Here is a 19924-nt window from a genome sequence, read left to right on the forward strand (position 1 = left end):
ATGCACGCCCGCAACCGAAAGCGAGTTTAGACCGATTTCAGATGTCAGGCCGCGCCGCGCGCCCGCTTCACATCCGGCGGGGTCGCTTCGTCGACGAGGGCGGCGATGGCTTCCACCGTCGTCGTCACTAGCTGCCCGTCGCTGCCGAGCCGGCGGATCGAGACCGACTGCGTCTCGGCCTCTTTCTTGCCGACCACGAGCAGTGCCGGAATTTTGGCGAGCGAATGCTCGCGGACCTTGTAGTTGATCTTTTCGTTGCGCAGGTCGATCTCGGCTCGAAGTCCCGCACGCCGGACCTGCTCCAGCACCTGCTTGGCATACTCGTCGGCTTCCGACGTGATGGTGGTGACCACCACCTGCACCGGCGACAGCCAGAGCGGGAAGTTGCCGGCATAGTGCTCGATCAGGATGCCGATGAAGCGCTCCATCGAACCGCAGATCGCGCGGTGCACCATGACCGGCGGCTTCTTGCCGCTGTCGTGGTCGATGTAGAACGCACCGAACCGTTCCGGCAGGTTGAAGTCGACCTGTGTGGTGCCGCACTGCCAGTCGCGGCCAATGGCGTCGCGCAGCACATATTCGAACTTCGGTCCGTAGAAGGCGCCTTCGCCCGGATTGATCTCGGTCTTGATGTGATTGTTCTGCGACTGGATCTCGCGCAGCACCGTCGCCATCACGCGCTCGGCGTGATCCCACATCGCGTCGGTGCCGACGCGTTTCTCCGGCCGGGTCGACAGCTTCACAGTGAGATCGCCGGTGAAGCCGAAATCGGCATAGGTCGACAGGATCAGCTCGTTGATCTTCAGGCACTCGTCGGCGAGCTGATCCTCCATGCAGAAGATGTGCGCGTCATCCTGGGTGAAGCCGCGCACGCGCATCAATCCGTGCATCGCGCCGGACGGCTCGTAGCGGTGCACCACGCCGAACTCGGCGAGCCGCAGCGGCAGGTCGCGGTAGCTCTTCAGGCCATGCTTGAAGATCTGCACGTGGCCTGGGCAGTTCATCGGCTTCAGCGCGAACCAGCGCTTGTCTTCGGCCTCCTCGCCGGCCGACTGCGCCGCGAACATGTTCTCGCGGTACCAGCCCCAATGGCCGGAGGTCTCCCACAGCGACTTGTCGAGGATCTGGGGGGCGTTGACCTCGCTATAGTCACCGGCCAGGCGGCGTCGCATATAGGCGATCAGCTGCTGGAAGATGGTCCAGCCCTTGGCGTGCCAGAACACGACGCCCGGACCTTCCTCCTGGAAGTGGAAGAGGTCGAGTTCGCGCCCGAGCTTGCGATGGTCGCGCTTTTCCGCTTCCTCGATCTGCTTCAGATAAGCGTCGAGGTCCTCCTGCTTGGCGAATGCCGTGCCGTAGATGCGGGTCAGCATCGGGTTGTTGCTGTCGCCGCGCCAATAGGCGCCGGCCACCTTCATCAGCTTGAAGGCGTTGCCGACCTTACCGGTCGATGTCATGTGCGGGCCGCGGCAGAGATCGAACCAGTCGCCCTGGTAATAGATCTTGATCGGCTCGTTGCCGGGAATGGCATCGACCAGCTCGACCTTGAACGCCTCGCCCTTGTCGCGGAACACCTGTTTTGTCTTTTCGCGATCCCAAACCTCCTTCGTAAAAGGCTTGTCGCGCGCGATGAGCTCGCGCATCTTCTTCTCGATCGCGGCAAAGTCTTCCGGCGTGAACGGCTCGTTGCGGAAGAAATCGTAATAGAAGCCGTTCTCGATCACGGGGCCGATGGTGACCTGCGTGCCCGGCCACAGCGTCTGCACGGCTTCGGCCAGCACGTGGGCGCAGTCATGGCGGATCAGCTCGAGCGCGCGCGGATCGTCCCGGTTGATCAGCTCGATCCTGGCATCGGCTTCGATGGGATCGTCGAGGTCGGAGACCACGCCGTCGAGCGCCATCGCGACCGTACGCTTGGCCAGCGACGGCGAAATTCCCTTGGCGAGTTCGAGGCCGGTGATGCTCTTGGCGTATTCGCGCCGGGCGCCGTCGGGGAAGGTGAGGGTGATTTTTTCCGGTGGGGTCACGGGTCTCAAATTGCTGAGGCTGTACTGGAAGCCGGATTCGGATTTGGGCTGCTCGGACTTGGATTGGTCCTTGGATGGGTCCTTGGGCTGGTCGGTCATGGCATGTCTCCTGAGGCTCACTCCTGCGAACGAGCGCAGGTAAGCGGGAACGAGCGATATATCAGGCGAGTCGGCCTGCGCAATCCGGCATTTCCAAGAAACCGGCGCGCAAAAGCGGAGGCGCTGCACGAACTATTCCGGGCAACGCCCTTTAACTGGTCGCAAGGCGGCTCTACATGCGTTTGCATGGAAAATGCACGCGCCGGCCGTTTCGCGCCAACCGCCCTGATGCTCGGCAATCTCGTCACCGGCTGCTCAGTACTGGCGCCGGCGGGCATGCTGCCGGAATTGGCGACGGGGCTCGACGTCAGCATCCATGCGGCTGCGCTCCTGATCACCTTCGGGGCTGTCATCCTCTGCATCGGCTCGCCGCTGACGGCCTGGCTCACCAGCCGGATCGAGCGCCGGGCGTTACTCACCACGACGCTGGCGGTGCTCGCTTTTGGCAATCTGGCCTCGGCCTTTGCGCCCGACTATGCGAGCCTCCTCGTCATCCGCCTGGTGATGCTCGCGGTCGGCGCGCTTTACACGCCGCAGGCCGCCGGTACGGCGGCGTTGATCGTGCCGGTGGAGCGTCGCGGCAGCACGATTGCCTACATCTTTCTCGGCTGGTCGCTCGCTGCCGCCGTCGGCCTGCCGCTGATCACCTTCATCGCCAGCCGCTATGGCTGGCGCGCGGCCTTTGGCGGAATCGGCGCGCTCGGTTGCGTCAGCTTCCTGCTGTTGCTGATGCGGCTGCCGGGGGGCTTGAAGGGGACGCCGGTGGATCTGAAGACCTGGAGCGCGGTCGGTCGCAACAGAACGATCCGGCTTCTGCTTGCGATCACGATGTTGCAGATGTCCGGGCAGTTCGTGGTGTTCACCTTCATGGGGCCGCTGCTCAACAAGCTGACCGGCGCAGGGCCCGATGCCATCGGCCTGGTGTTCGCTCTCTATGGCATCTGCGGCTTCCTCGGCGTTGTCATCGCGACCCGCATCGTCGACACCTCGGGACCCTATCGCACCTCGCTGCTGTTCACCTGCCTGCTGCTTGCAGGAATCACGGGCTGGGCACTCGGCGCCGGCACGCTCGCGTTGATGGCGGGTGCGGTCGCGATCTGGGGCCTCGGTTTTGCCTCGACCAATTCGATGCAGCAGGTGCGGCTGGTCTCGGCCGCACCGTCGCTGGCATCGGCGACCGTCGCACTCAACACCTCCGTCCTTTATATCGGCCAGGCGGTCGGCTCTGCCGTCGGCGGACTGCTGTTCGCCCGCGAGCTCCTGCATACGCTCGGCTTCGTCGCAGTCGGTTTCGTGGTGGTGGCGCTGATCCTGGTCGTCCTGACCCGGCCCCGGCCGGCAACAGCCGCCCCGGCCTGAACGGAAGCGTGCCTGTGTGCGCAAGGTGCTTGGCAAACCGCGCGCCGGGAGGCTAGAAGGCCGGTCATGGGGACCAAAGAGGGTTGACTGAGATGAGGATGATTCTGGCGGTTGCCGCGGTGCTCTATTCAGCTTCCGCTTTCGCGCAAGCCGACAAGCCACCAATGATCGGAGACAAGCCGTTGGTGCAGGTCAAGCCCAAAGGGACCAAGGCGGGCACCAAGGAGGCTGCGGCCAAGCCGGCTGCCGCGCCGAAGGGCAAGCCACAATCCATCGCGGCGCGGCGGCAGGCTTGCCTGGACCTCGATGACGGCACCAAGGACCGGCTCAATTGCTACGACGCCGTGATCCCGCCGACGCCAAAGCCGAAGCCGGCCAAGGCCAAGGGCTACGCCGATTGCCGTTTCTTCAAGGAAGAGGACGAGCGGCTGGCCTGCTTCAACGGCTTTGCCGAAAGCATTCCGAAGCTGCCAAAGACCTGAGGCAGATCAGGGCCTGCGACAGTTACAGGCCCACCTAGCCAAAATACCGACGGCGCAATATCGCGGGCTTACCGGCTCGACGGGGATGGATTGGTGGAGGCCACGCGCGTGAGCGCGAGTGATGGCGTCGCCGACATCTTCACGAGGACGTCCTTGAGCGGGTCCCGCGTCCACGCTCGCGTCACATAGTCACGATGCGTGATGCCGTCCCCGGTTTCGACGAACACCACGCTGCCCGGACGCAAGGGGCCGTCCATGTCTTCGGAGACGGTTATGCCTTTCTGCCGCAGCGTGCTCATCAGTTCGCGGTCGCGCCGTGCGGTGTAGCGGGTGTAGGAGCTGACGAAGAAGCCGGAGCGGTGGCTCTCGATCCATGAGGCGAACTTGTCCATCTCGCCATAGACGGCGTCGAGCAACACGACGCCGCGGACACGGTCACTGATGCCACCAACCTCGAGGCTCCAGGCCGTCGGCAGGAAGCCGCCGCTGTAGCCGACGATCACGATCGGCATGTTGGCGAAGGCGCGGGCGCTGTTGGGATCGCCGGTGAGGCGGGCGAGATGGTTCGCCGACTCGTCGATGAAGCGCTTGAGGCCGCCAGCCTGCCAGAATTTTCCTGCGCTGGAATCGGCGGCATCGACCGCCATCTGCGGTGCGAGCAGGATGGCGTTGGCGCCGGAATCAGTGATCTGTTGCGGCACCAGCTGGCGGTCGCGCACGTCGCGCTCCAGCGTCGCGCCATTGCCGTGGAAGAACACCACGATCACGCCCGGCTTCCGCACGTCGAAATGTTCGGGCACGTGCATCAGGACGCGGTTATCGTTGTAAGTCTCGTCCTGCCAGAACACGCGCCCGGAATAGCTGCGGTGGCCGCGGCGGTCGCCCTTGGAGATGTTGAGGAATGGCGCGTCGGAGGCAGGGTTGTTGCCGAAATAGGGGAAGGCTGACGATTTCATGCTGACGAGCGTCGTCAGGTCCTCGCGTGGCGGACGCTGGTAGGGGGCCTGCGGCGCGAGCGAAGCAACCTTGTAAGGCGCCTGCTCCGGCTGCGGCTGCACGGCGCGCTTGGGTGAGAAGTCCGACATCTGCCGTTGCAGAAAACCCTCGCTCGCGGATGGGAAGCGCTCCCTGAACTGGGGGGCCGGGAATCGATCCTCGAACGTGTCGTTGCTTGCGACTTGCTGGTTTGTCTTCGCAACGACCTGGACGTTGGTGACGTTGGCCTGCGAGTTCGCCGCGAGCGCTGCCGGATTGGGCGCCTTGCCGCATCGAACCAGTGTCAGCGACAACGGCACCAAGGCTGAGATCAGAGCGATCCGAAGCGCACGACCGCGTGCGCCGGACGTGGTCCGGTCAGCGCGGATGTCAGCTCTCGGCTTCGGAACGGCCCCGACCATTCACCCATGACCCCAAGTCATGACCACAAGTCCATCGGCAATCATTAAGGCAATTGAGCCGATGGGCGTTTAGGCGACGTTAAGTATCCGGAGAAACTTCCCCACATCCGGAACGCTCAAAGGGACCACGCAATCGTGTCGTGATTGTGGGGGGAGGGAGACGGGATGTCCCGGTGTTTACGACGCTTTATTGCCCGCATCGTGCATTGATGGTCCTGCAGTACCGATTCGGCCCCGCCTCATTTAACCCTTGTTAACCCTGCTTGAATTGACTGGACCGAGCTGCACGATACTTCCCACGAGACGTGACGCCTGAGGTTGAGGACGGCGATGACGGCATCAGATGCGGGTACTGCACCCTGGACCGGCCGGCTGACCGGAAGCGGGTCGGGGGTCTCCGTTCTGGTCGCAACCGCCATCGTCGTGGCCGACATGATCGGGGTCGGCGTCTTCACCAGCCTCGGCTTCCAGGTCAAGGACATTCCCTCGGGCTTCTCGATCCTCTTGCTTTGGACGGTCGGCGGCATCGTCGCGCTGTGCGGGGTGTTCTCCTACAGCGAGCTCGGCGCCATGTTTCCGCGCTCGAGCGGCGAATACAATTTCCTCGGCCGAGCCTATCATCCCGCCTTCGGCTTTCTCGCCGGCTGGGTGTCGGCGACGGTTGGCTTTGCAGCACCCGTCGCGCTCGCCGCGATGGCCTTCGGCGAATACGCCAAATCGGTGGTCCCCGATGTGCCGCCGATCCCGCTTGCCATCGCCGTGGTGTGGCTGGTCTCGCTCGTGCAACTGACCGGGGTCAGGCATTCCTCGACGTTCCAGTTGATCTCGACCATCCTGAAGGTCGTGCTGATCGTTGCCTTCCTGGTCGCCGGCTTCATCGTCGGCGTGCCGCAGCCGATCGCCTTCACGCCGCAGGCGGGTGATCTCGTGCATATCGTCAGCGCGCCTTTCGCGATCGGGCTCGTATTCGTGATGTATTCGTTCTCGGGCTGGAATGCCGCGACCTACATCATCGGCGAGATGAACATGCCGCAGCGGGACCTGCCGCGTGCGCTGCTCGCGGGCACGCTGATCGTGCTCGTGCTGTACGTCGCGCTGAATGCGGTGTTTCTCCATTCTACGCCGGTGGGCGCGCTCGCGGGTCAGCTCGACGTCGCCAGCGTCGCCGGCAGCGCGATCTTCGGCAATCTCGGCGGCCGGATCGTCGGCGCGATGATCTGTTTCGGCCTGATCTCCTCGATCAGCGCGATGATGTGGATCGGCCCGCGCGTGATGATGACGATGGGGGAGGATATTCCGGCGCTGCGCGTGTTCTCGCGGAGATCGGTGCGCGGCGCGCCGGCCTATGCCATCCTGTTTCAGCTCGCCGTCGCCAATTTGCTGCTGTTCACGCGCAGCTTCGAGGCCGTGCTCGACTTCATCCAGTTCGCGCTGCTGTTCTGCTCGTTCTTCACGGTCGCCGGCGTGATCAAGCTGCGCATCACGGATCCCGATTTGCCGCGGCCCTATCGTGCCTGGGGATACCCGTTCACGCCGCTCGTGTTCCTGCTCGTGACCGCGTTCATGATGTACTATTTATTGACTGAGCGGCCGGTGCAATCGCTATCGGGGATGCTCGTCATGGTCTCGGGCCTGTTGATTTATGCTGTTTTCCGCAGGCGGCCGGTAGCCGCTGGCACGTCACACAATCGCGAATAGACATGTTTCGACCCATGAGAATTGCGGCCGTGGCTCTCGCCTTGCTGGCTGCGGCCGTCTCGTCCGCACGTGCTGCCGAGGCAACCTTCGACGACACCGCGCGCTTCCTCGCGGGCATGCAGCCTTCGGCGGATTCGCCGCTGGTGCCGCTCACAAAGGACTCGGGTTGGCAACGCCACGCGAGATTCTTCGACAGTGCCTTCGCCCAGCTCGAGGAGCGCCAGCTCGCGAAGATCCGCAACTGGGCCGACGTCAATTTGGCGGCGACCAAGCCGACCATGTTTTATTGGTTCAGCGGCCCCGACTTCCTCTACGCCAACGCCTTCTATCCCAAGGCCAGCACTTACGTGCTTGGCGCGCTGGAGCCGGTCGGTGCAGTGGCTGACCTGACGCGATTGCCGCGCAGTTCGGTCGGCGCCGCGCTCTATAATGTCGAGCGCTCGCTCGGCTCCATCCTGAGTTTTTCCTTCTTCATCACCAAGCAAATGAAGGTCGACCTGCACACCAACCAGGTCAACGGCACCTTGCCGATCCTCTACGTCTTCCTCGTCCGCTCCGGCAAGATCATCCGCAATGTCGAGATGGTCGCACTCGACGACAGGGGCGGCGTGCATGTCGGCAACGACAATCCAGGACCGAACGCGACGCGCGGCGCCCGCATCACCTTTGCGGGCCCCGACGGCGAGGCGCGCACGCTGTATTATTTCTCGACCGATCTCTCCAATTCAGGTGCACGCGCGGCAGGATTCCTGAAGTTCTGCGAGACGCTCGGACCCGGCAACAGCCTGATCAAGAGTGCGTCCTATCTGCTGCACTCCGGCAATTTCACCGTGGCGCGCGACTGGTTGCTCGCCAACAGCGCGACCATCGTCCAGGACGATTCCGGCATTCCGCTTTCGAGCTACAATTCGCGGCAATGGCGGTTCTTCCCGTTCGGCCGCTATCTCGGACCGATCGGCGAATTTCCCGGCCGCTACCAGGAACGCTACGCCGCGCTGTTCACGCGCGCCCAGCCGATCGATTTCGGCGTCGGCTACCGCTGGCGGATGCACGAGTCGAACTTGCTGCTGGCGGTGAAGGTGCCGGGAAGCGAGACGGCGCCGGGGGCGGAGACCACCTCGTCCGCCGAGCCGTCGCCGAAACCGCTGCGTCCGAAGCGGCCACGTCCGCCTGAGCCGGTCCCGCCGCCACCCGGACGCTTTTTCTGGTCCCGCTAATTACCAGTGCACGCTCTGGCTCGGCACGATGAACGCCGTTGTGCTAGGCGGCGTGGCAAGACTCGTCTCCAGATACCAGCCGGAGCCGACCACGAGCAGCAGCAGGGCGATGATGGCGAGCATGTCGAGGGTTCTGGGATCGTGGCCTCGCGAACCACCCCGGGAATCCGGTCCAAGTCTGACGTGAAAATGAGGGCTGATTTTCCAGCGCATTGTTGTTTCCTCCCGCGGGGAGCATCACAGCAACGCGAGGAGAGAGTTTCGGTTCCACTCAAGGTAGCGACACCTGAGGCGCCGCATCATGCTCAGGATGCGTTGACGCCGCGCCAGCGGCCGTAGCGCCAAGGCAAGTACCAGCGCGCGCCCTGTGGTGCGGTGAGGGGCACGTTGTCGATGCCCGAGGTGCCGAAAGGGTTGCAACGGAGCAGGCGTGCGAGCGTCATCCAGCCGCCGGCCCACAGCCCGAACCGTTCGATTGCCTCGTCGCCATAGGTGGAGCAGGTCGGCAGGTGCCGGCAATTGTAGCCAACCAGCGGCGAGAGCGTGTGGCGGTAGAGCCAGATCAGCGCGCGGGCGAATCTGCGTGGAAGCCGGAGCGCGCCCGCGACGGGATTGGAACATGGCTCGCGGGCTGATTGCTTCATGGGCGCTTTGCTGAGATCGTGGGCGAGGTTTTGCGCGGTTCCGGTGCAGGGAACTGTAAGCTGTTGTTTGTACGTCATATTTTGCGTGCTTTTTGGGAGCAGTGCAGCAAATGCCTATGGACGAGCTGTATTCCCCCGGATACCATTTTTGTGACGTCCATGTGAGACTCATTGGAATGTCGGAACGGGGCTTGGCTGAGTCGGCTCGCCGTAAGGCTTGGGCTAAAGCTTGGGACTTGGGGAAGGGACCAGTTTGAAACTTCTGAAGGCGCTCAATCTTCGCGGCTGGTTGCTGGTGGGAACCGCTGCTTGTGGAGTCGTGCTGGCTGGCGCCGTCGCGACGCTCGGGTCGTCTGCCCGGGCCGGTGCTGCCCTCGAAGAGCGCAAGCTGCCGATGAAGTTCAATTGGGTCGCCTGCGAGCCGAATTGCCGCGGTTGGGTCAGTGCAGTCGGCATCATCACCGCCGATACGCCCCGGGACTTCGAAGAGTTTTCCCGCGGGCGCCAGCTCGGCGGCGCCACCGTGGTGCTGGATTCCAGCGGCGGTTCCGTCAACGACGCGATCACGCTCGGCCGGCGCTTCCGCAATCTCGGACTTCTGACCACGGTCGGCGTTAGCGTTCAGAACCGCGGCGGGCAGTCGGCCCGTCCGGCAGTCGCGCCGGAGGCCTATTGCGAATCCATGTGCGTGTTCCTGCTGTTGGCGGGCAAGAAGCGCTACGTGCCGGAAGCGGCCCATGTCCGGGTTCACCAGATCTGGATGGGCGATCGCGCCGACGATGCCAAGGCGGCGAGCTACAGCGCGCAGGACCTGATGATCGTGGAGCGCGACATCGGCCGGCTTGCCAAATACACGTTCGACATGGGCGGTGCCGGCGATCTGCTGTCGCTCGCGCTCAGCGTCCCGCCCTGGGAAGATCTGCATCAGCTCGATGCAGGCGAGCTCAAGCTGACCAATCTCGTGACGACGGATCTCGTGGCCGACGTGCTGCCGCATGTCGACATCTCCGCGCCGGCAATGGCGGAGCTTGCACCGAAGATCCAGGCGAGGTTCGGTGCGGAACCGGAGCAGCCTGCGAAGTCGACCAAGACGGCGGAAGCCCTAGTGCCCACGGGCGGCGTGGCCACGCCGGTTGCGGCGTCGCAGAAGTAGCCTCGAATCTCTGATCTATTTCCGGGTCGAGCGACGAGCCCGGATCAGCCTCCGGAATCAGCCTTGCGCCGCAGCCGGCTGCTTCGCCTTCGCCTCGATCTGGCCGATGGCATCGACCACGGCATCGAAGGTCAGGAGCGTCGAGGCGTGGCGCGCCTTGTAGTCGCGGACCGGCTCGAGGAACTTGATCTCTTCCCATTTGCCTTCAGGAGGCGCGCCGTTCTCCTTCAGCATCTTGCGAACAGTTTCGCGTAACTCACGGAGTTCGCTCGCAGTCGATCCGACGATCTGACTTGCCATGATGGAGGAAGAAGCTTGTCCCAGCGCGCAGGCCTTCACGTCATGGGCGAAGTCAGTGACCTTCTCGCCCTCCATCTTGAGGTCGACCTTGACGGTCGACCCGCACAGCTTGGAATGGGCGGTGGCAGTGGCATCGGGATCCGGCAACCGCCCGAGCCGCGGAATATTCCCGGCCAGTTCGATGATCCGCTTGTTATAAATGTCGTTCAGCATGTGATGGAGTCCAGCAGGACCGGCCTTGGCGTGCGCCGTCCACGGCCCTATATAAGGTCGGAACTGGCGGAAAAACAGTCCAGCGCCGCAGCGATGGTGTGATCCAGAACCGTGCTGCCGGCGTTATAATTTGAAGACCTTTTCGCCGAAACTGTTCTCTCAGGCGTCCGGCGGCTCGCCGCCCCGTCTGCCGGTGACACTCCGGCCGCAAGGCCGTCGAACGGAGTCGACATGGACGCTACCATCAAATCCATCCGCCCCAACAAGCCCTCCGATCGGCAGCCCGAGAGCCGTCCGGCGGAGCTCGATCCTTCCGAATTCCTTGCAGCCGCCGTCCGCGCCGACCAGCCGCGCCCGGCGCGCGCCGAGGCCGAGCAGGCGGTGAAGACGCTGCTTGCCTATATCGGCGAGAACACCAACCGCGAGGGACTGCTCGACACGCCGCGCCGCGTGGTCGAGGCTTTCGACGAACTCTATCAGGGCTACCACCAGTGCCCGGCCGAGGTGCTCGATCGCACCTTCGGCGAGACCGCCGGCTATGACGACTTCGTCCTTGTGCGCGACATCGAGTTCACCTCTCAATGCGAGCATCACATGATGCCGTTCTACGGCAAGGCGCACATTGCCTATACGCCGGTGGAACGCGTGGTCGGCCTGTCGAAGCTTGCGCGCCTCACCGACATCTTCGCCCGCCGGCTCCAGACCCAGGAGCACATGACCGCGCAGATCGCGGCAGCGATCGACGAGATCCTCAAGCCGCGCGGCGTTGCCGTGCTGATCGAGGCCGAGCATACCTGCATGTCGGTGCGCGGCGTCGCCAAGCATGGTGCCTCCACCTTCACCAGCCGCTTCACCGGCATGTTCCGCGACAATCCGGCGGAACAGGCGCGTTTTCTGTCCCTGGTGCGAGGCCTGCAGCGCTGACCTCGCGAATAGACCGGCGAGGGCGTTGTGTCCGCTCACTCCCATGAAACCGAGGAAGGTCTCGCCTTCCTTCCGAGATTCGATGCGGCCGGGCTCGTCACGGTCGTCGCGACCGAATTTTCCACCGGCGACGTGCTGATGGTCGCGCACATGAATGACGAGGCGCTGCGCAAGACCATCGCGACCGGCGAAGCCTGGTACTTCAGCCGCTCGCGCAATGCCTTGTGGCGAAAAGGTGAGACCTCAGGTCAGACCCAGCGCGTGCTCGAGATCCGCACCGATTGCGATCAGGATGCGGTCTGGCTGCGCGTCGAGCAGATCGGCGCTGCGTGTCACACCGGCCGCCGGTCCTGCTTCTACCGCAAGGTCGAGGCCGAAGACGGCGGCGCCAGGCTCGTCTTTGTCGATGCGGACAGGCTGTTCGATCCGGACGCGGTGTACAAGAAGTAGTCCTGCCGTCATGCGGAGGGCGGCGCTGGCGGCCCGAATTTACCCCGCATTAACCATATCTGTCCCACGGTGAGACGACAGGGCGTCGAATTGCCGGCGCGCCTCAACGCCATGCGGGCGGGCACTTCATCATGTCGGTCGACAATTCCAGTGTCTCACAGGCGGCGGTCCTTGATCCGTCGCGGGCACGCGTCGCCAGTGCGATCAAGCAGGCCTCGAACGTAGGTGGCGTCAGCTTCCAGTACATGCTGACCACCGCCAAGATGGAATCGGATTTCGATCCCACGGCGGGGGCGACTACGTCATCCGCGCACGGGCTCTACCAGTTCATCGACCAGACCTGGCTTGGCACGGTGAAGGAAGCGGGCACCCAGCTCGGCTATGGCAACTATTCGGACGCCATCACCAGGACGTCGTCGGGCACCTACACCGTCGATGATCCCGCGATGAAGCGGTCGATCATGAAGCTGCGCGACGATCCGGAGGCCGCCTCCAGCATGGCGGCTGCGCTGACGCAGTCGAACAGCTTCAAGCTCACCGGCCTGCTCGGCCGCAGGCCGTCCGACAGCGAACTCTACATGGCGCATTTCATGGGCGTCGGCGGCGCCGCGAAACTGATCGCCAATGCCGAGGACAATCCGCAAGCGGTTGGCGCGCGGTTGTTTCCTAACGCGGCGTCCGCCAATCGCTCGATCTTCTACGCCAAGGACGGCCGCGCGCGCAGCATCTCCGAGGTCTATTCCGTGCTGGATGCACGCTACGCCGGCGCGGCAAATTCGAAAACCACCCGCAGCGCGATGGCGATGTATGGCGGCACGCCGTCGACCACGCAGGTCGCGAGCGCCAACGGCGTACAGCCTGCCGCGCCGCTGATCGACAATGCCGCGTATCTCCAGACCTTTCCGAACACACGCGCGGTGATGCCGGTCAGCGCGACAGCGCCAACGACGATCGCGGACAATGCGCCAATCACGCCGGTGTTTCGCTCGATCTATCAGCCCGGCGACACCACCCAGCCGGTCTCGACGACCGTGCAGAAATTGTGGGGCAACAATGCCTCGCTCACCTCGGTCGCACCCGCGACCTCGGTCCCATCGGCAACGCCCGACCTCCGGCCGCCCCAGCCGCTTGATCTCTTCAGCGATCGCAGCGGCACGTTCTCAAGCTAATACGCACTCCCGTATCTCGGACACGTCGCAGCGTGAACGCTGCTGCGCAGGGCCAGACGTGAACCGGCCGCCTTTGTTCCCTTAACAAAACGTCAATAAAACCAGCCAGTTATGGTGAACGCTTTGTTAAGCGTCGTGGTTTATTTTGTGTTGCAGGTGACAAGCCGTCACCGCTTCGTCTTCGTTGCGTAAGCCGGAAGCACCATGATCGTTCGGCAGTTCATCAATTGGATCAGGACGGCGCCCGCCGGCGAGCGGGCCGAGGCGACGCGGGCACTGGCCCGGGCCTGGTTGATCTCAGACCTTTCCCATGACGACCGTATTGCCGCTGAAGGCGCGCTTCTGATGCTGCTCGACGATCCCTCGCCGCTGGTGCGGCAGGCGATGGCCGAGGCGTTCGCGCGCAGTACCGAAGCGCCGGCGTCGATCGTGCGGGCGCTGTCGGCGGACCAGCCGACCGTCGCGCTGCCCGTGCTCGAACATTCTCCGCTGCTGATCGACGCCGATCTCGTCGACATCGTCGCGACCGGCAACGACGAGGTGCAGTGCGCGGTCGCGCGCCGCATCGCGCTGCCGGTATCGGTCTGCGCCGCCATTGCCGAAGTCGGCTGCGCGGCGGCAGCGCTCGAGCTGATCGAAAATCCTCATGCCGAGCTTGCGCCCTTCTCCTGGGATCGCATCGTCGAGCGTCACGGCCATCTCGCCGCGATCCGCGAGGCGATGCTGGTGCTGGAGGATCTGCCGTCTGCCACGCGCGCCGCGCTGGTGGCCAAACTCTCGGAGACGCTGGCCCAATTCGTCGTAGCCCGGAACTGGCTGACTGCCGACCGCGCCGAGCGCATCGCGACCGAGGCGCGCGACCGCTCCACCATGAACATTGCGGCGCGCTCGCGCGGCGAAGACATGGAAGGGCTTGTTCGGCACCTGCGCATCACCGGCCAGCTCACCGCGGGTCTCATTCTGCGCGCGCTGCTGTCGAGCAATCTCGACCTGTTCGATGCGGCGCTGGCTGAGCTCGCCGAGCTGCCGCTGGCGCGCGTGTCCGCGCTGCTGCACGATCGCGGCGGCAACAGCCTGCACGCGCTGCTCCGCCGCGCCGGGCTTCCCGAGGCGACGTTTGCAGCCTTCCAGGTCGCGCTCGATGCCTGCCACGAGCAGGGCTTCGTCGACAGCGACGACAATGCAGCAAGGCTGCGCCGCCGCATGGTCGAGCGCGTGCTCACCCATTGCGAGACCGACCGCGGCGCGACCGAGCCGCTGATGGTCCTGCTCCGCCGCTTCGCCACCGAATCCGCGCGCGAAGAGGCAAGGCTGTTCTGCGACGAGCTGGTCGCGGACGAGACGGTTGATCCGGTCTATGACGATCTGATTGCGGCGTAACGAGACGTGTAGGGTGGGCAAAAGGCGCATTGCGCCGTGCCCACCGTCTCTCCGCACAATTCATGTCGATTGGTGGGCACGCTTCGCTTTGCCCACCCTACAACACCTCGCGAACGGCGAAGCTACCCCGCCGGCGCGATACTCGGTGCCAGGATCACCTCGAGATGCTCGGGGCGATCGCGGTTGGCGTCGGCGAGATAGTCATCGGCGACCTTGCGCAGGCGCCGGCTGAGTTCGGCGGAGACGCTGATGCTGTCGAGCTTGGTGTTCTCGTGCACGATGGCAAGGATGGCGTTGATGTGGTGCGTGAACAGCTCGGCCGGTACCTTTTCGAGATCGGGCGCGTGCTCGATGACGCGGCACAGGCTCTCGGCTACGCCCGCCGCCGCCGGATAGCCGAAAGTCGCGGCATCGCCCTTGATGTCGTGCGCGGCGCGAAACAACTCGTCGCGCCTGTCCTTGCTGAAGCCGTCGTGCCGGATGGCGACGTAGGCGGCCGACAGCCGGTTGATCTCGGTCGCCATCCAGTCCTTGAACTCGCCAGCAAGGCCCGCGAGCGCCTGTTCGGCGCGGCCGATCGGATCGTCCATGTCTTTGTCTTCGACGCGGCGCAGGACCGACCTCAGCGGGTTGGGCTGCGTGATGATTTGATGCGTGGCGAAGGCCGTGATCTCGATGTCTCTTGCGCTGTTCTTCGCCATGATATCGGCCTCGATCGTGAGAGACGTTGCGCTAGATGGAGGAGCGGGCCTTGTCGAGCAGCGAGGGCTGCTGCAGCACCTCGTGCTTTTCGCCGACGCGGCGCTCGGGGCCCATATAGGCTGAGTTGATGTTGCGGCGGCGGTCCGGGCCGAAATAGGTCTTGGTCTTGATGAAGGGGCGGGGACTGGCGACCACGTTGAGGATGCGCTGGTAGAGCCCCTTGGCCGAGATCGGCTTGGCCAGAAATTCGGTGACGCCGGCATCGCGCGCCACCGTGACGCGGCGCTTCTCGGAATGGCCGGTCAGCATGATGATCGGCGCGTAGGGATTGCCCTTGGATTCCGGCTGCCGGATCATCTGCGCCAGCTCGAGCCCATCGAAGATCGGCATCGCCCAGTCGGTGATGACGATGTCGGGCACGTAATGGCTGTACATTTCCAGCGCCGTGGCGCCGTCCTCGGCCTCGTAGACTTCACGCGCGCCAAAGGAATGCAGCAGCGTGCGCAGGATGCGGCGCATGTGCGGATTGTCGTCGCAGACGAGGAAACGCAGCTTGTTGAAATCGATGCGGAACATGGAGCCCGGGCCGAAGTGGTCAACTTTCGTTAACCATATCTCGCCGGGGGTTAATGAAGGGTTGCGATCGGCAGTCCGACGAGGCGGCTCAGGAGCCGAACTGTTCGCGCAGAATGCGCTCTTCCAGGCTGTGACCGGGGTCGAACAGCATGCGCATCGAGATGGTCTTGTCGGACAGCACCTCGACGCGGCGAACATCGCGCACCTCGTCGTGGTCGGCGACCGCCGCCACGGGGCGCTTGTCGCCCTCCAGCACCTCAATCACGACATAAGCCGTGTTCGGCAGCAGCGCGCCGCGCCAGCGTCGTGGGCGGAAGGCGCTGATCGGCGTCAGCGCCAGCAGCGCGGCATTGATCGGCAGGATCGGTCCCTGGGCGGACAGATTGTAGGCGGTCGAGCCAGCCGGCGTTGCCACCATGATGCCGTCGGCGATCAGCTCGGACATGCGCTCGCGCTCGTCGATCAGGATCCGCAGGCGCGCGGCCTGGTAGGTCTGCCGGAACAGGGCGACCTCGTTGATGGCGTGATGCAGGTGGACGCGGTCGTTGGCATCGGTCGCGCGCATCAGGAGGGGGTGGATTTCTGATTCCTGCGCGGCCTCGAGGCGGGCTCGAAGATCGACGGTCGAGTACTCGTTCATCAGGAAGCCGACGGTGCCGCGGTGCATGCCGTAGATCGGCTTGCCCGTATGCATGTGCTGATGCAGCGTCTGGAGCATGAGCCCGTCGCCGCCGAGTGCGACCACGATGTCGGCGTCCTTCGGATCGCAATTGCCGAAGTCCCTGGTGAGCTGGCCGAAGGCGGCTTGCGCCTCGCTGCTCGGGCTGGCGACGAAGGCGATCTGGTCGTATCGCGCTGGCTTGGTCATGGTTTCCGGGCAGGGCCGCTGGCTCGAGAAAGTTCCGCCGGGCTCGTCTAACGATCTCGACCCCGATTGTCGAGGATGACCACCCTTCACAGCAGTCCGGCAACTGCCCATTCCGATTTGAGGATGAAACCGGGTCGATTTGTGGCCCACCGGGCTCTTCAGGCGCCGCCGGAGCCATGATCCCCCAAACCGTCGCAATTCCGCGCTAGCCTTGCGGTCCGCACCGGTGGTCGTCGCCGGGCAGGGAGAACGACCATGAATATGAATATGCCGGTGCTCCGCCGTGCGACCCTGGTGCTGGCGGTATCGGCATTCGCGCTCGCAGGATTGGCGCGCGCCGACGATCCGCCGCAGCCGCGCGCCGAGGCGGCAGCGCCAGCCGGACAGAAGGGCGGGCGCGGCGGCGCACAAAGCGCGTCGCAGAATGCATCGCCATCCGCCGAGCCGCACCGTCTTCCGTCGGATTCGACCACGAAGCAGAAACTCGATCTTCCCGGCCGCAGCCTCAATTTCGCAGCGACCGCTGGTTCGATCCGCGTGTTCGACGGCAAGGGTGAGCCGGTGGCCGACATCGCCTATACATCCTATGAGCTCGACGGCGCAGACCGTGCGACGCGCCCGGTGACGTTCCTGTTCAATGGCGGGCCCGGTGCGTCGTCGGCATGGCTCCAGTTCGGCGCGGCCGGGCCGTGGCGGCTGCCGCTCGATGGCGAAGCGCTGTCGCCGTCCGCCTCGCCCGAGGTGAAGCCGAACGCGGAGACCTGGCTCGATTTCACCGATCTCGTCTTCATCGACCCCGTCAGCACCGGCTACAGCCGCTTCGTCGCGACCGGCGATGACGCGCGCAAATCGTTCTACTCCGTCGACGGCGACGTCAATTCGATCGCGTTGGTGATCCGCCGCTGGCTCGAGAAGCACGAGCGGCTGACCTCGCCGAAATACGTCGCCGGCGAAAGCTATGGCGGCATTCGCGGGCCGAAGGTGGTGCGCCAGTTGCAGCTCCAGCACGGCGTCGGCGTCAGGGGATTGATCCTGGTGTCGCCGCTCCTGGACTTCCGCGAATTCACCGGCACCAGCCTCCTGCAATATGTCGCGACGCTGCCGAGCTATGTGGCGGTGGCGCGCGCGGCGAAAGGCCCGGTCAAGCGCGCCGATCTCGCCGACGTCGAGGCTTACGCGCGCGGCGAATTCCTGGCCGACCTCGTCAAGGGCGAGGCGGACAAGGAGGCCACCAATCGTCTTGCCGACAAGGTCGCCGAGCTCACCGGCATCGACCAGGCGGTGAGCCGTCGGCTTGCCGGCCGCTTCGACGTCGGCGAATTCCGCCGCGAATTCGACCGCAAGAACGGCAAGGTGACGGGGCGCTACGATGGTTCGGTGCGCGGCTTCGATCCCTATCCGGATTCGAGCAGCTCGCGATTCGGTGATCCCTCCGGCGATGCGCTGCAGGCGCCGCTGACGAGTGCGGCGGTTGACCTGTTGACACACAAGCTCAACTGGCGGCCCGACGGCTCCTACGAGGTGTTGAACGGCGCCGTCGAAGGCCACTGGGATTTCGGCCGCGGCATCAACCCGCCGCAGTCGGTCTCCGAGCTGCGCCAGATCCTCGCCACCGATGCGAAGCTGAACGTGCTGGTCGCGCACGGCCTGTTCGATCTCGCCACCCCCTATTTCGGATCGAAGCGGGTGCTCGACCAGTTGCCGGCCTTCGCAACGCAGCGGGTCAAGTTCGTGGTCTATCCCGGCGGCCACATGTTCTATTCGCGCGACGGCTCGCGGCAGGCTCTTCGGAGCGAAGTCGAGACTCTCATTCGGGAGTAGGCCGTCGCGTGCGCGGCTTGTATCTTCGTCCGATCTCACGCGCCACGACGGCCGCAGGCTTGATGTTGGCGCCCGCGATCCAGACGTCACTGACCTTGCCGCGCTTGTCGCGGACGCGGCGGACCGGCTCGCCGTGGCTGGAGTAGCCGGCGGCCCAGGCGAGCTTGCCGGTGTCGCGGCCGGTGACCTCGATCTCGGCGGCGTCCATGAACGGGTTGTTGAACTGGGGATTGGCGACCAGCACGCGGTTGCCGACCGGCACGAGGTCGTTCGCGCCCCAGATCGTCCACCAACGGCCGGTCCAGTCGCGCACGCGGCGGTCGGGTGCACCACGGGACTGGAAGACGCGCAGGATCTGCATCGCGCCGTCCATCCAGAACGGGGCCGCGCCGTCGATGGAGTTGCTGAGGATGCTGATCGCGAGCTCGCAAGCGGGGATGGAGCAGGTCCTGGAGATGTAACCTTGAAAGCCGCCGCCATGGCCCAACCAATCCCAGCCGTCGGTTTTGCCGGCGTTGACGCCGAGGCCGTAATAGGCCTCGAAGCTTTGCGGCACGCGCCAATGGTTTCGCGTCATCTCGCGGCGGCTTGCGACCGATAGCACGCTCTTTTTCGCATTGGGCGCGAGCTGCGCGTAGAAGCGGGCGGTATCGGCGGCGGTCGCGATGAAGCCGGCGGCGGAGGCCATCGCGTGCGCGGGATTGTCGCCGGGGATCACGCATCGCGCTCCGTACGGCAGCTTGCGAGTGTGGCCGCGCGCGAACGACGCGCCCTTGGGAAGCGGCGCGTCCGGCTCGGTCTCGCGCAGGCCCGCAGGTTCGATGATCTCGCGCTTGATCCAGACCGGGTAGGGCTCCTTCGTCACGGCCTCGATGACGAGACCGATCAGCCCAAAGCCGTGATTGGAATATTTGAAGCGTGTGCCCGGCTCGATTGCGGTCGGCCGCTTCAATTCCGCGAGCAGCTCGCTCGCGTCGAGATAGGGACGGCTGTCGATGAACTGGCCGGAATCGGCGCCGTCGCGCGTCAGTCCCGCGCTGTGCGAGAGCACTTGCGCAATCGTCGTTTCGGCGACGCGCGGATGCAGGCCGGCGACATATTGGCCGATGGGATCGTCGAGCCGGAGCTTGCGCTGCTCGCGCAGCTTCATGACGCCGGCCGAGGTGAAGCTCTTCGAGTGCGAGGCGATGCGGAAGCGGTGGCGCGGGGTGAGCTTCTCGCCGGTGTCGAGATTGGCGAGGCCGAACGCATGCTCGGCAACCACCTCGCCGCGATGGACGAAGGCAACCATGACGCCCGGCTGCTGGATTGTGGTGTGCTGGAATTCAATCCAGGAGCCGATGTAGTCGATCGCGGATCGCAGCCACTTGTCCATTGCGCACCGATTTACCAGGAGAGTGTTTGATGCGAGAGGCTAACCGAGAACGCAGAACGGGCACAACCCT

At 64.6% G+C, this 19924-nt stretch carries 19 protein-coding genes; 10 read left to right on the forward strand and 9 right to left on the reverse strand.

Annotation, left to right across the window (positions count from 1 at the left end; translation table 11 throughout):
• Nucleotides 1–44: 44 nt before the first annotated feature.
• Nucleotides 45–2126, reverse strand: coding sequence for a threonine--tRNA ligase (gene thrS, locus IVB54_RS15465; protein WP_018455368.1), 2082 nt, complete (start codon nt 2124–2126; stop codon nt 45–47).
• A gap of 186 nt (nt 2127–2312) precedes the next feature.
• On the opposite strand from thrS, the gene IVB54_RS15470 reads away from it, so the two are divergent.
• Together IVB54_RS15470 and IVB54_RS15475 are read left to right on the forward strand one after the other, a co-directional pair.
• Nucleotides 2313–3485, forward strand: coding sequence for an MFS transporter (locus IVB54_RS15470; protein WP_018455369.1), 1173 nt, complete (start codon nt 2313–2315; stop codon nt 3483–3485).
• A 92-nt stretch (nt 3486–3577) separates the two neighbouring features.
• The gene (locus IVB54_RS15475) at nt 3578–3967 is read left to right on the forward strand and encodes a hypothetical protein (protein WP_247777329.1); all 390 of its coding nucleotides are present in this window, start codon (nt 3578–3580) and stop codon (nt 3965–3967) included.
• A gap of 68 nt (nt 3968–4035) precedes the next feature.
• Here the strand turns inward: IVB54_RS15475 and IVB54_RS15480 are convergent, their stop codons facing one another.
• Nucleotides 4036–5364, reverse strand: coding sequence for an alpha/beta hydrolase (locus IVB54_RS15480; RefSeq protein WP_247777330.1), 1329 nt, complete (start codon nt 5362–5364; stop codon nt 4036–4038).
• 330 nt (nt 5365–5694) lie between these two features.
• On the opposite strand from IVB54_RS15480, the gene IVB54_RS15485 reads away from it, so the two are divergent.
• Together IVB54_RS15485 and IVB54_RS15490 are read left to right on the forward strand one after the other, a co-directional pair.
• Nucleotides 5695–7062: an amino acid permease gene (locus IVB54_RS15485; RefSeq protein WP_018455372.1), complete on the forward strand. Its 1368-nt coding sequence runs from the start codon at nt 5695–5697 to the stop codon at nt 7060–7062.
• A 2-nt stretch (nt 7063–7064) separates the two neighbouring features.
• A complete protein-coding gene (locus tag IVB54_RS15490) occupies nt 7065–8279 on the forward strand; it encodes a hypothetical protein (protein WP_085351145.1) in 1215 nt (404 codons plus the stop codon).
• Here the strand turns inward: IVB54_RS15490 and IVB54_RS15495 are convergent, their stop codons facing one another.
• The gene (locus IVB54_RS15495) at nt 8280–8492 is read right to left on the reverse strand and encodes a hypothetical protein (protein ID WP_026232939.1); all 213 of its coding nucleotides are present in this window, start codon (nt 8490–8492) and stop codon (nt 8280–8282) included.
• 92 nt (nt 8493–8584) lie between these two features.
• Nucleotides 8585–8923, reverse strand: a complete 339-nt coding sequence (gene yidD, locus IVB54_RS15500) for a membrane protein insertion efficiency factor YidD (RefSeq protein WP_018455375.1) — start codon at nt 8921–8923, stop codon at nt 8585–8587.
• A gap of 253 nt (nt 8924–9176) precedes the next feature.
• Here yidD and IVB54_RS15505 point away from each other — a divergent pair, with 253 nt between their 5' ends.
• A complete protein-coding gene (locus tag IVB54_RS15505) occupies nt 9177–10076 on the forward strand; it encodes a hypothetical protein (protein WP_247443706.1) in 900 nt (299 codons plus the stop codon).
• Between the two features lie 57 nt (nt 10077–10133).
• Here IVB54_RS15505 and IVB54_RS15510 read toward each other — a convergent pair whose 3' ends face one another.
• Nucleotides 10134–10589, reverse strand: coding sequence for an iron-sulfur cluster assembly scaffold protein (locus IVB54_RS15510; protein WP_007602629.1), 456 nt, complete (start codon nt 10587–10589; stop codon nt 10134–10136).
• Between the two features lie 231 nt (nt 10590–10820).
• Here IVB54_RS15510 and folE point away from each other — a divergent pair, with 231 nt between their 5' ends.
• The 4 genes from folE to IVB54_RS15530 all read left to right on the forward strand — a co-directional run bounded on the left by folE (nt 10821) and on the right by IVB54_RS15530 (nt 14512).
• Nucleotides 10821–11513, forward strand: coding sequence for a GTP cyclohydrolase I FolE (gene folE / locus IVB54_RS15515; RefSeq protein ID WP_007602630.1), 693 nt, complete (start codon nt 10821–10823; stop codon nt 11511–11513).
• 27 nt (nt 11514–11540) lie between these two features.
• On the forward strand, nt 11541–11963 hold the full coding sequence (gene hisI, locus IVB54_RS15520) for a phosphoribosyl-AMP cyclohydrolase (protein ID WP_018455377.1): 423 nt from the start codon (nt 11541–11543) through the stop codon (nt 11961–11963).
• Nucleotides 11964–12094: 131 nt separating this feature from the next.
• The gene (locus IVB54_RS15525) at nt 12095–13132 is read left to right on the forward strand and encodes a lytic transglycosylase domain-containing protein (RefSeq protein ID WP_247443702.1); all 1038 of its coding nucleotides are present in this window, start codon (nt 12095–12097) and stop codon (nt 13130–13132) included.
• 204 nt (nt 13133–13336) lie between these two features.
• Nucleotides 13337–14512 (forward strand): DUF2336 domain-containing protein, encoded by a 1176-nt coding sequence (locus IVB54_RS15530; RefSeq protein ID WP_204511586.1) that lies wholly within the window; start codon nt 13337–13339, stop codon nt 14510–14512.
• Between the two features lie 122 nt (nt 14513–14634).
• Here IVB54_RS15530 and IVB54_RS15535 read toward each other — a convergent pair whose 3' ends face one another.
• The 3 genes from IVB54_RS15535 to IVB54_RS15545 all read right to left on the reverse strand — a co-directional run bounded on the left by IVB54_RS15535 (nt 14635) and on the right by IVB54_RS15545 (nt 16658).
• Nucleotides 14635–15213, reverse strand: a complete 579-nt coding sequence (locus IVB54_RS15535; RefSeq protein ID WP_018455380.1) for an Hpt domain-containing protein — start codon at nt 15211–15213, stop codon at nt 14635–14637.
• A gap of 31 nt (nt 15214–15244) precedes the next feature.
• Nucleotides 15245–15790 carry a response regulator gene (locus tag IVB54_RS15540; RefSeq protein ID WP_007611745.1) on the reverse strand — a complete coding sequence of 182 codons (546 nt, stop codon included), beginning with the start codon at nt 15788–15790 and terminating at the stop codon, nt 15245–15247.
• 88 nt (nt 15791–15878) lie between these two features.
• The gene (locus IVB54_RS15545; RefSeq protein ID WP_018455381.1) at nt 15879–16658 is read right to left on the reverse strand and encodes an NAD kinase; all 780 of its coding nucleotides are present in this window, start codon (nt 16656–16658) and stop codon (nt 15879–15881) included.
• Nucleotides 16659–16913: 255 nt separating this feature from the next.
• Here IVB54_RS15545 and IVB54_RS15550 point away from each other — a divergent pair, with 255 nt between their 5' ends.
• Entirely contained in the window at nt 16914–18479 is a 1566-nt protein-coding gene (locus IVB54_RS15550; RefSeq protein WP_247335690.1) for a peptidase S10, read from the forward strand.
• On the opposite strand, the gene IVB54_RS15555 is transcribed toward IVB54_RS15550, so the two are convergent.
• Nucleotides 18466–19854: a serine hydrolase domain-containing protein gene (locus tag IVB54_RS15555; protein ID WP_247456175.1), complete on the reverse strand. Its 1389-nt coding sequence runs from the start codon at nt 19852–19854 to the stop codon at nt 18466–18468. The genes IVB54_RS15550 and IVB54_RS15555 overlap by 14 nt on opposite strands.
• Between the last annotated feature and the right edge of the window lie 70 nt (nt 19855–19924).

Origin of the sequence: Bradyrhizobium sp. CW1 (assembly GCF_023100665.1) — a bacterium.
Taxonomy (GTDB): Bacteria; Pseudomonadota; Alphaproteobacteria; order Rhizobiales; family Xanthobacteraceae; genus Bradyrhizobium; species Bradyrhizobium canariense_D.

Excerpts from the sequence above, each read along its gene's own strand:
- IVB54_RS15470 (WP_018455369.1), top strand. The coding sequence starts at position 2,313 with ATGGAAAATGCACGCGCCGGCCGTTTCGCGCCAACCGCCCTGATGCTC.
- IVB54_RS15490 (WP_085351145.1), top strand. The coding sequence starts at position 7,065 with ATGTTTCGACCCATGAGAATTGCGGCCGTGGCTCTCGCCTTGCTGGCT.
- yidD (WP_018455375.1), bottom strand. The coding sequence starts at position 8,923 with ATGAAGCAATCAGCCCGCGAGCCATGTTCCAATCCCGTCGCGGGCGCG.
- IVB54_RS15535 (WP_018455380.1), bottom strand. The coding sequence starts at position 15,213 with ATGGCGAAGAACAGCGCAAGAGACATCGAGATCACGGCCTTCGCCACG.
- IVB54_RS15540 (WP_007611745.1), bottom strand. The coding sequence starts at position 15,790 with ATGTTCCGCATCGATTTCAACAAGCTGCGTTTCCTCGTCTGCGACGAC.
- IVB54_RS15485 (WP_018455372.1), top strand. The coding sequence starts at position 5,695 with ATGACGGCATCAGATGCGGGTACTGCACCCTGGACCGGCCGGCTGACC.
- IVB54_RS15495 (WP_026232939.1), bottom strand. The coding sequence starts at position 8,492 with ATGCGCTGGAAAATCAGCCCTCATTTTCACGTCAGACTTGGACCGGAT.
- IVB54_RS15530 (WP_204511586.1), top strand. The coding sequence starts at position 13,337 with ATGATCGTTCGGCAGTTCATCAATTGGATCAGGACGGCGCCCGCCGGC.
- thrS (WP_018455368.1), bottom strand. The coding sequence starts at position 2,126 with ATGACCGACCAGCCCAAGGACCCATCCAAGGACCAATCCAAGTCCGAG.
- IVB54_RS15545 (WP_018455381.1), bottom strand. The coding sequence starts at position 16,658 with ATGACCAAGCCAGCGCGATACGACCAGATCGCCTTCGTCGCCAGCCCG.
- IVB54_RS15475 (WP_247777329.1), top strand. The coding sequence starts at position 3,578 with ATGAGGATGATTCTGGCGGTTGCCGCGGTGCTCTATTCAGCTTCCGCT.
- IVB54_RS15555 (WP_247456175.1), bottom strand. The coding sequence starts at position 19,854 with ATGGACAAGTGGCTGCGATCCGCGATCGACTACATCGGCTCCTGGATT.
- IVB54_RS15510 (WP_007602629.1), bottom strand. The coding sequence starts at position 10,589 with ATGCTGAACGACATTTATAACAAGCGGATCATCGAACTGGCCGGGAAT.
- IVB54_RS15525 (WP_247443702.1), top strand. The coding sequence starts at position 12,095 with ATGTCGGTCGACAATTCCAGTGTCTCACAGGCGGCGGTCCTTGATCCG.
- IVB54_RS15550 (WP_247335690.1), top strand. The coding sequence starts at position 16,914 with ATGAATATGAATATGCCGGTGCTCCGCCGTGCGACCCTGGTGCTGGCG.
- folE (WP_007602630.1), top strand. The coding sequence starts at position 10,821 with ATGGACGCTACCATCAAATCCATCCGCCCCAACAAGCCCTCCGATCGG.
- IVB54_RS15480 (WP_247777330.1), bottom strand. The coding sequence starts at position 5,364 with ATGGTCGGGGCCGTTCCGAAGCCGAGAGCTGACATCCGCGCTGACCGG.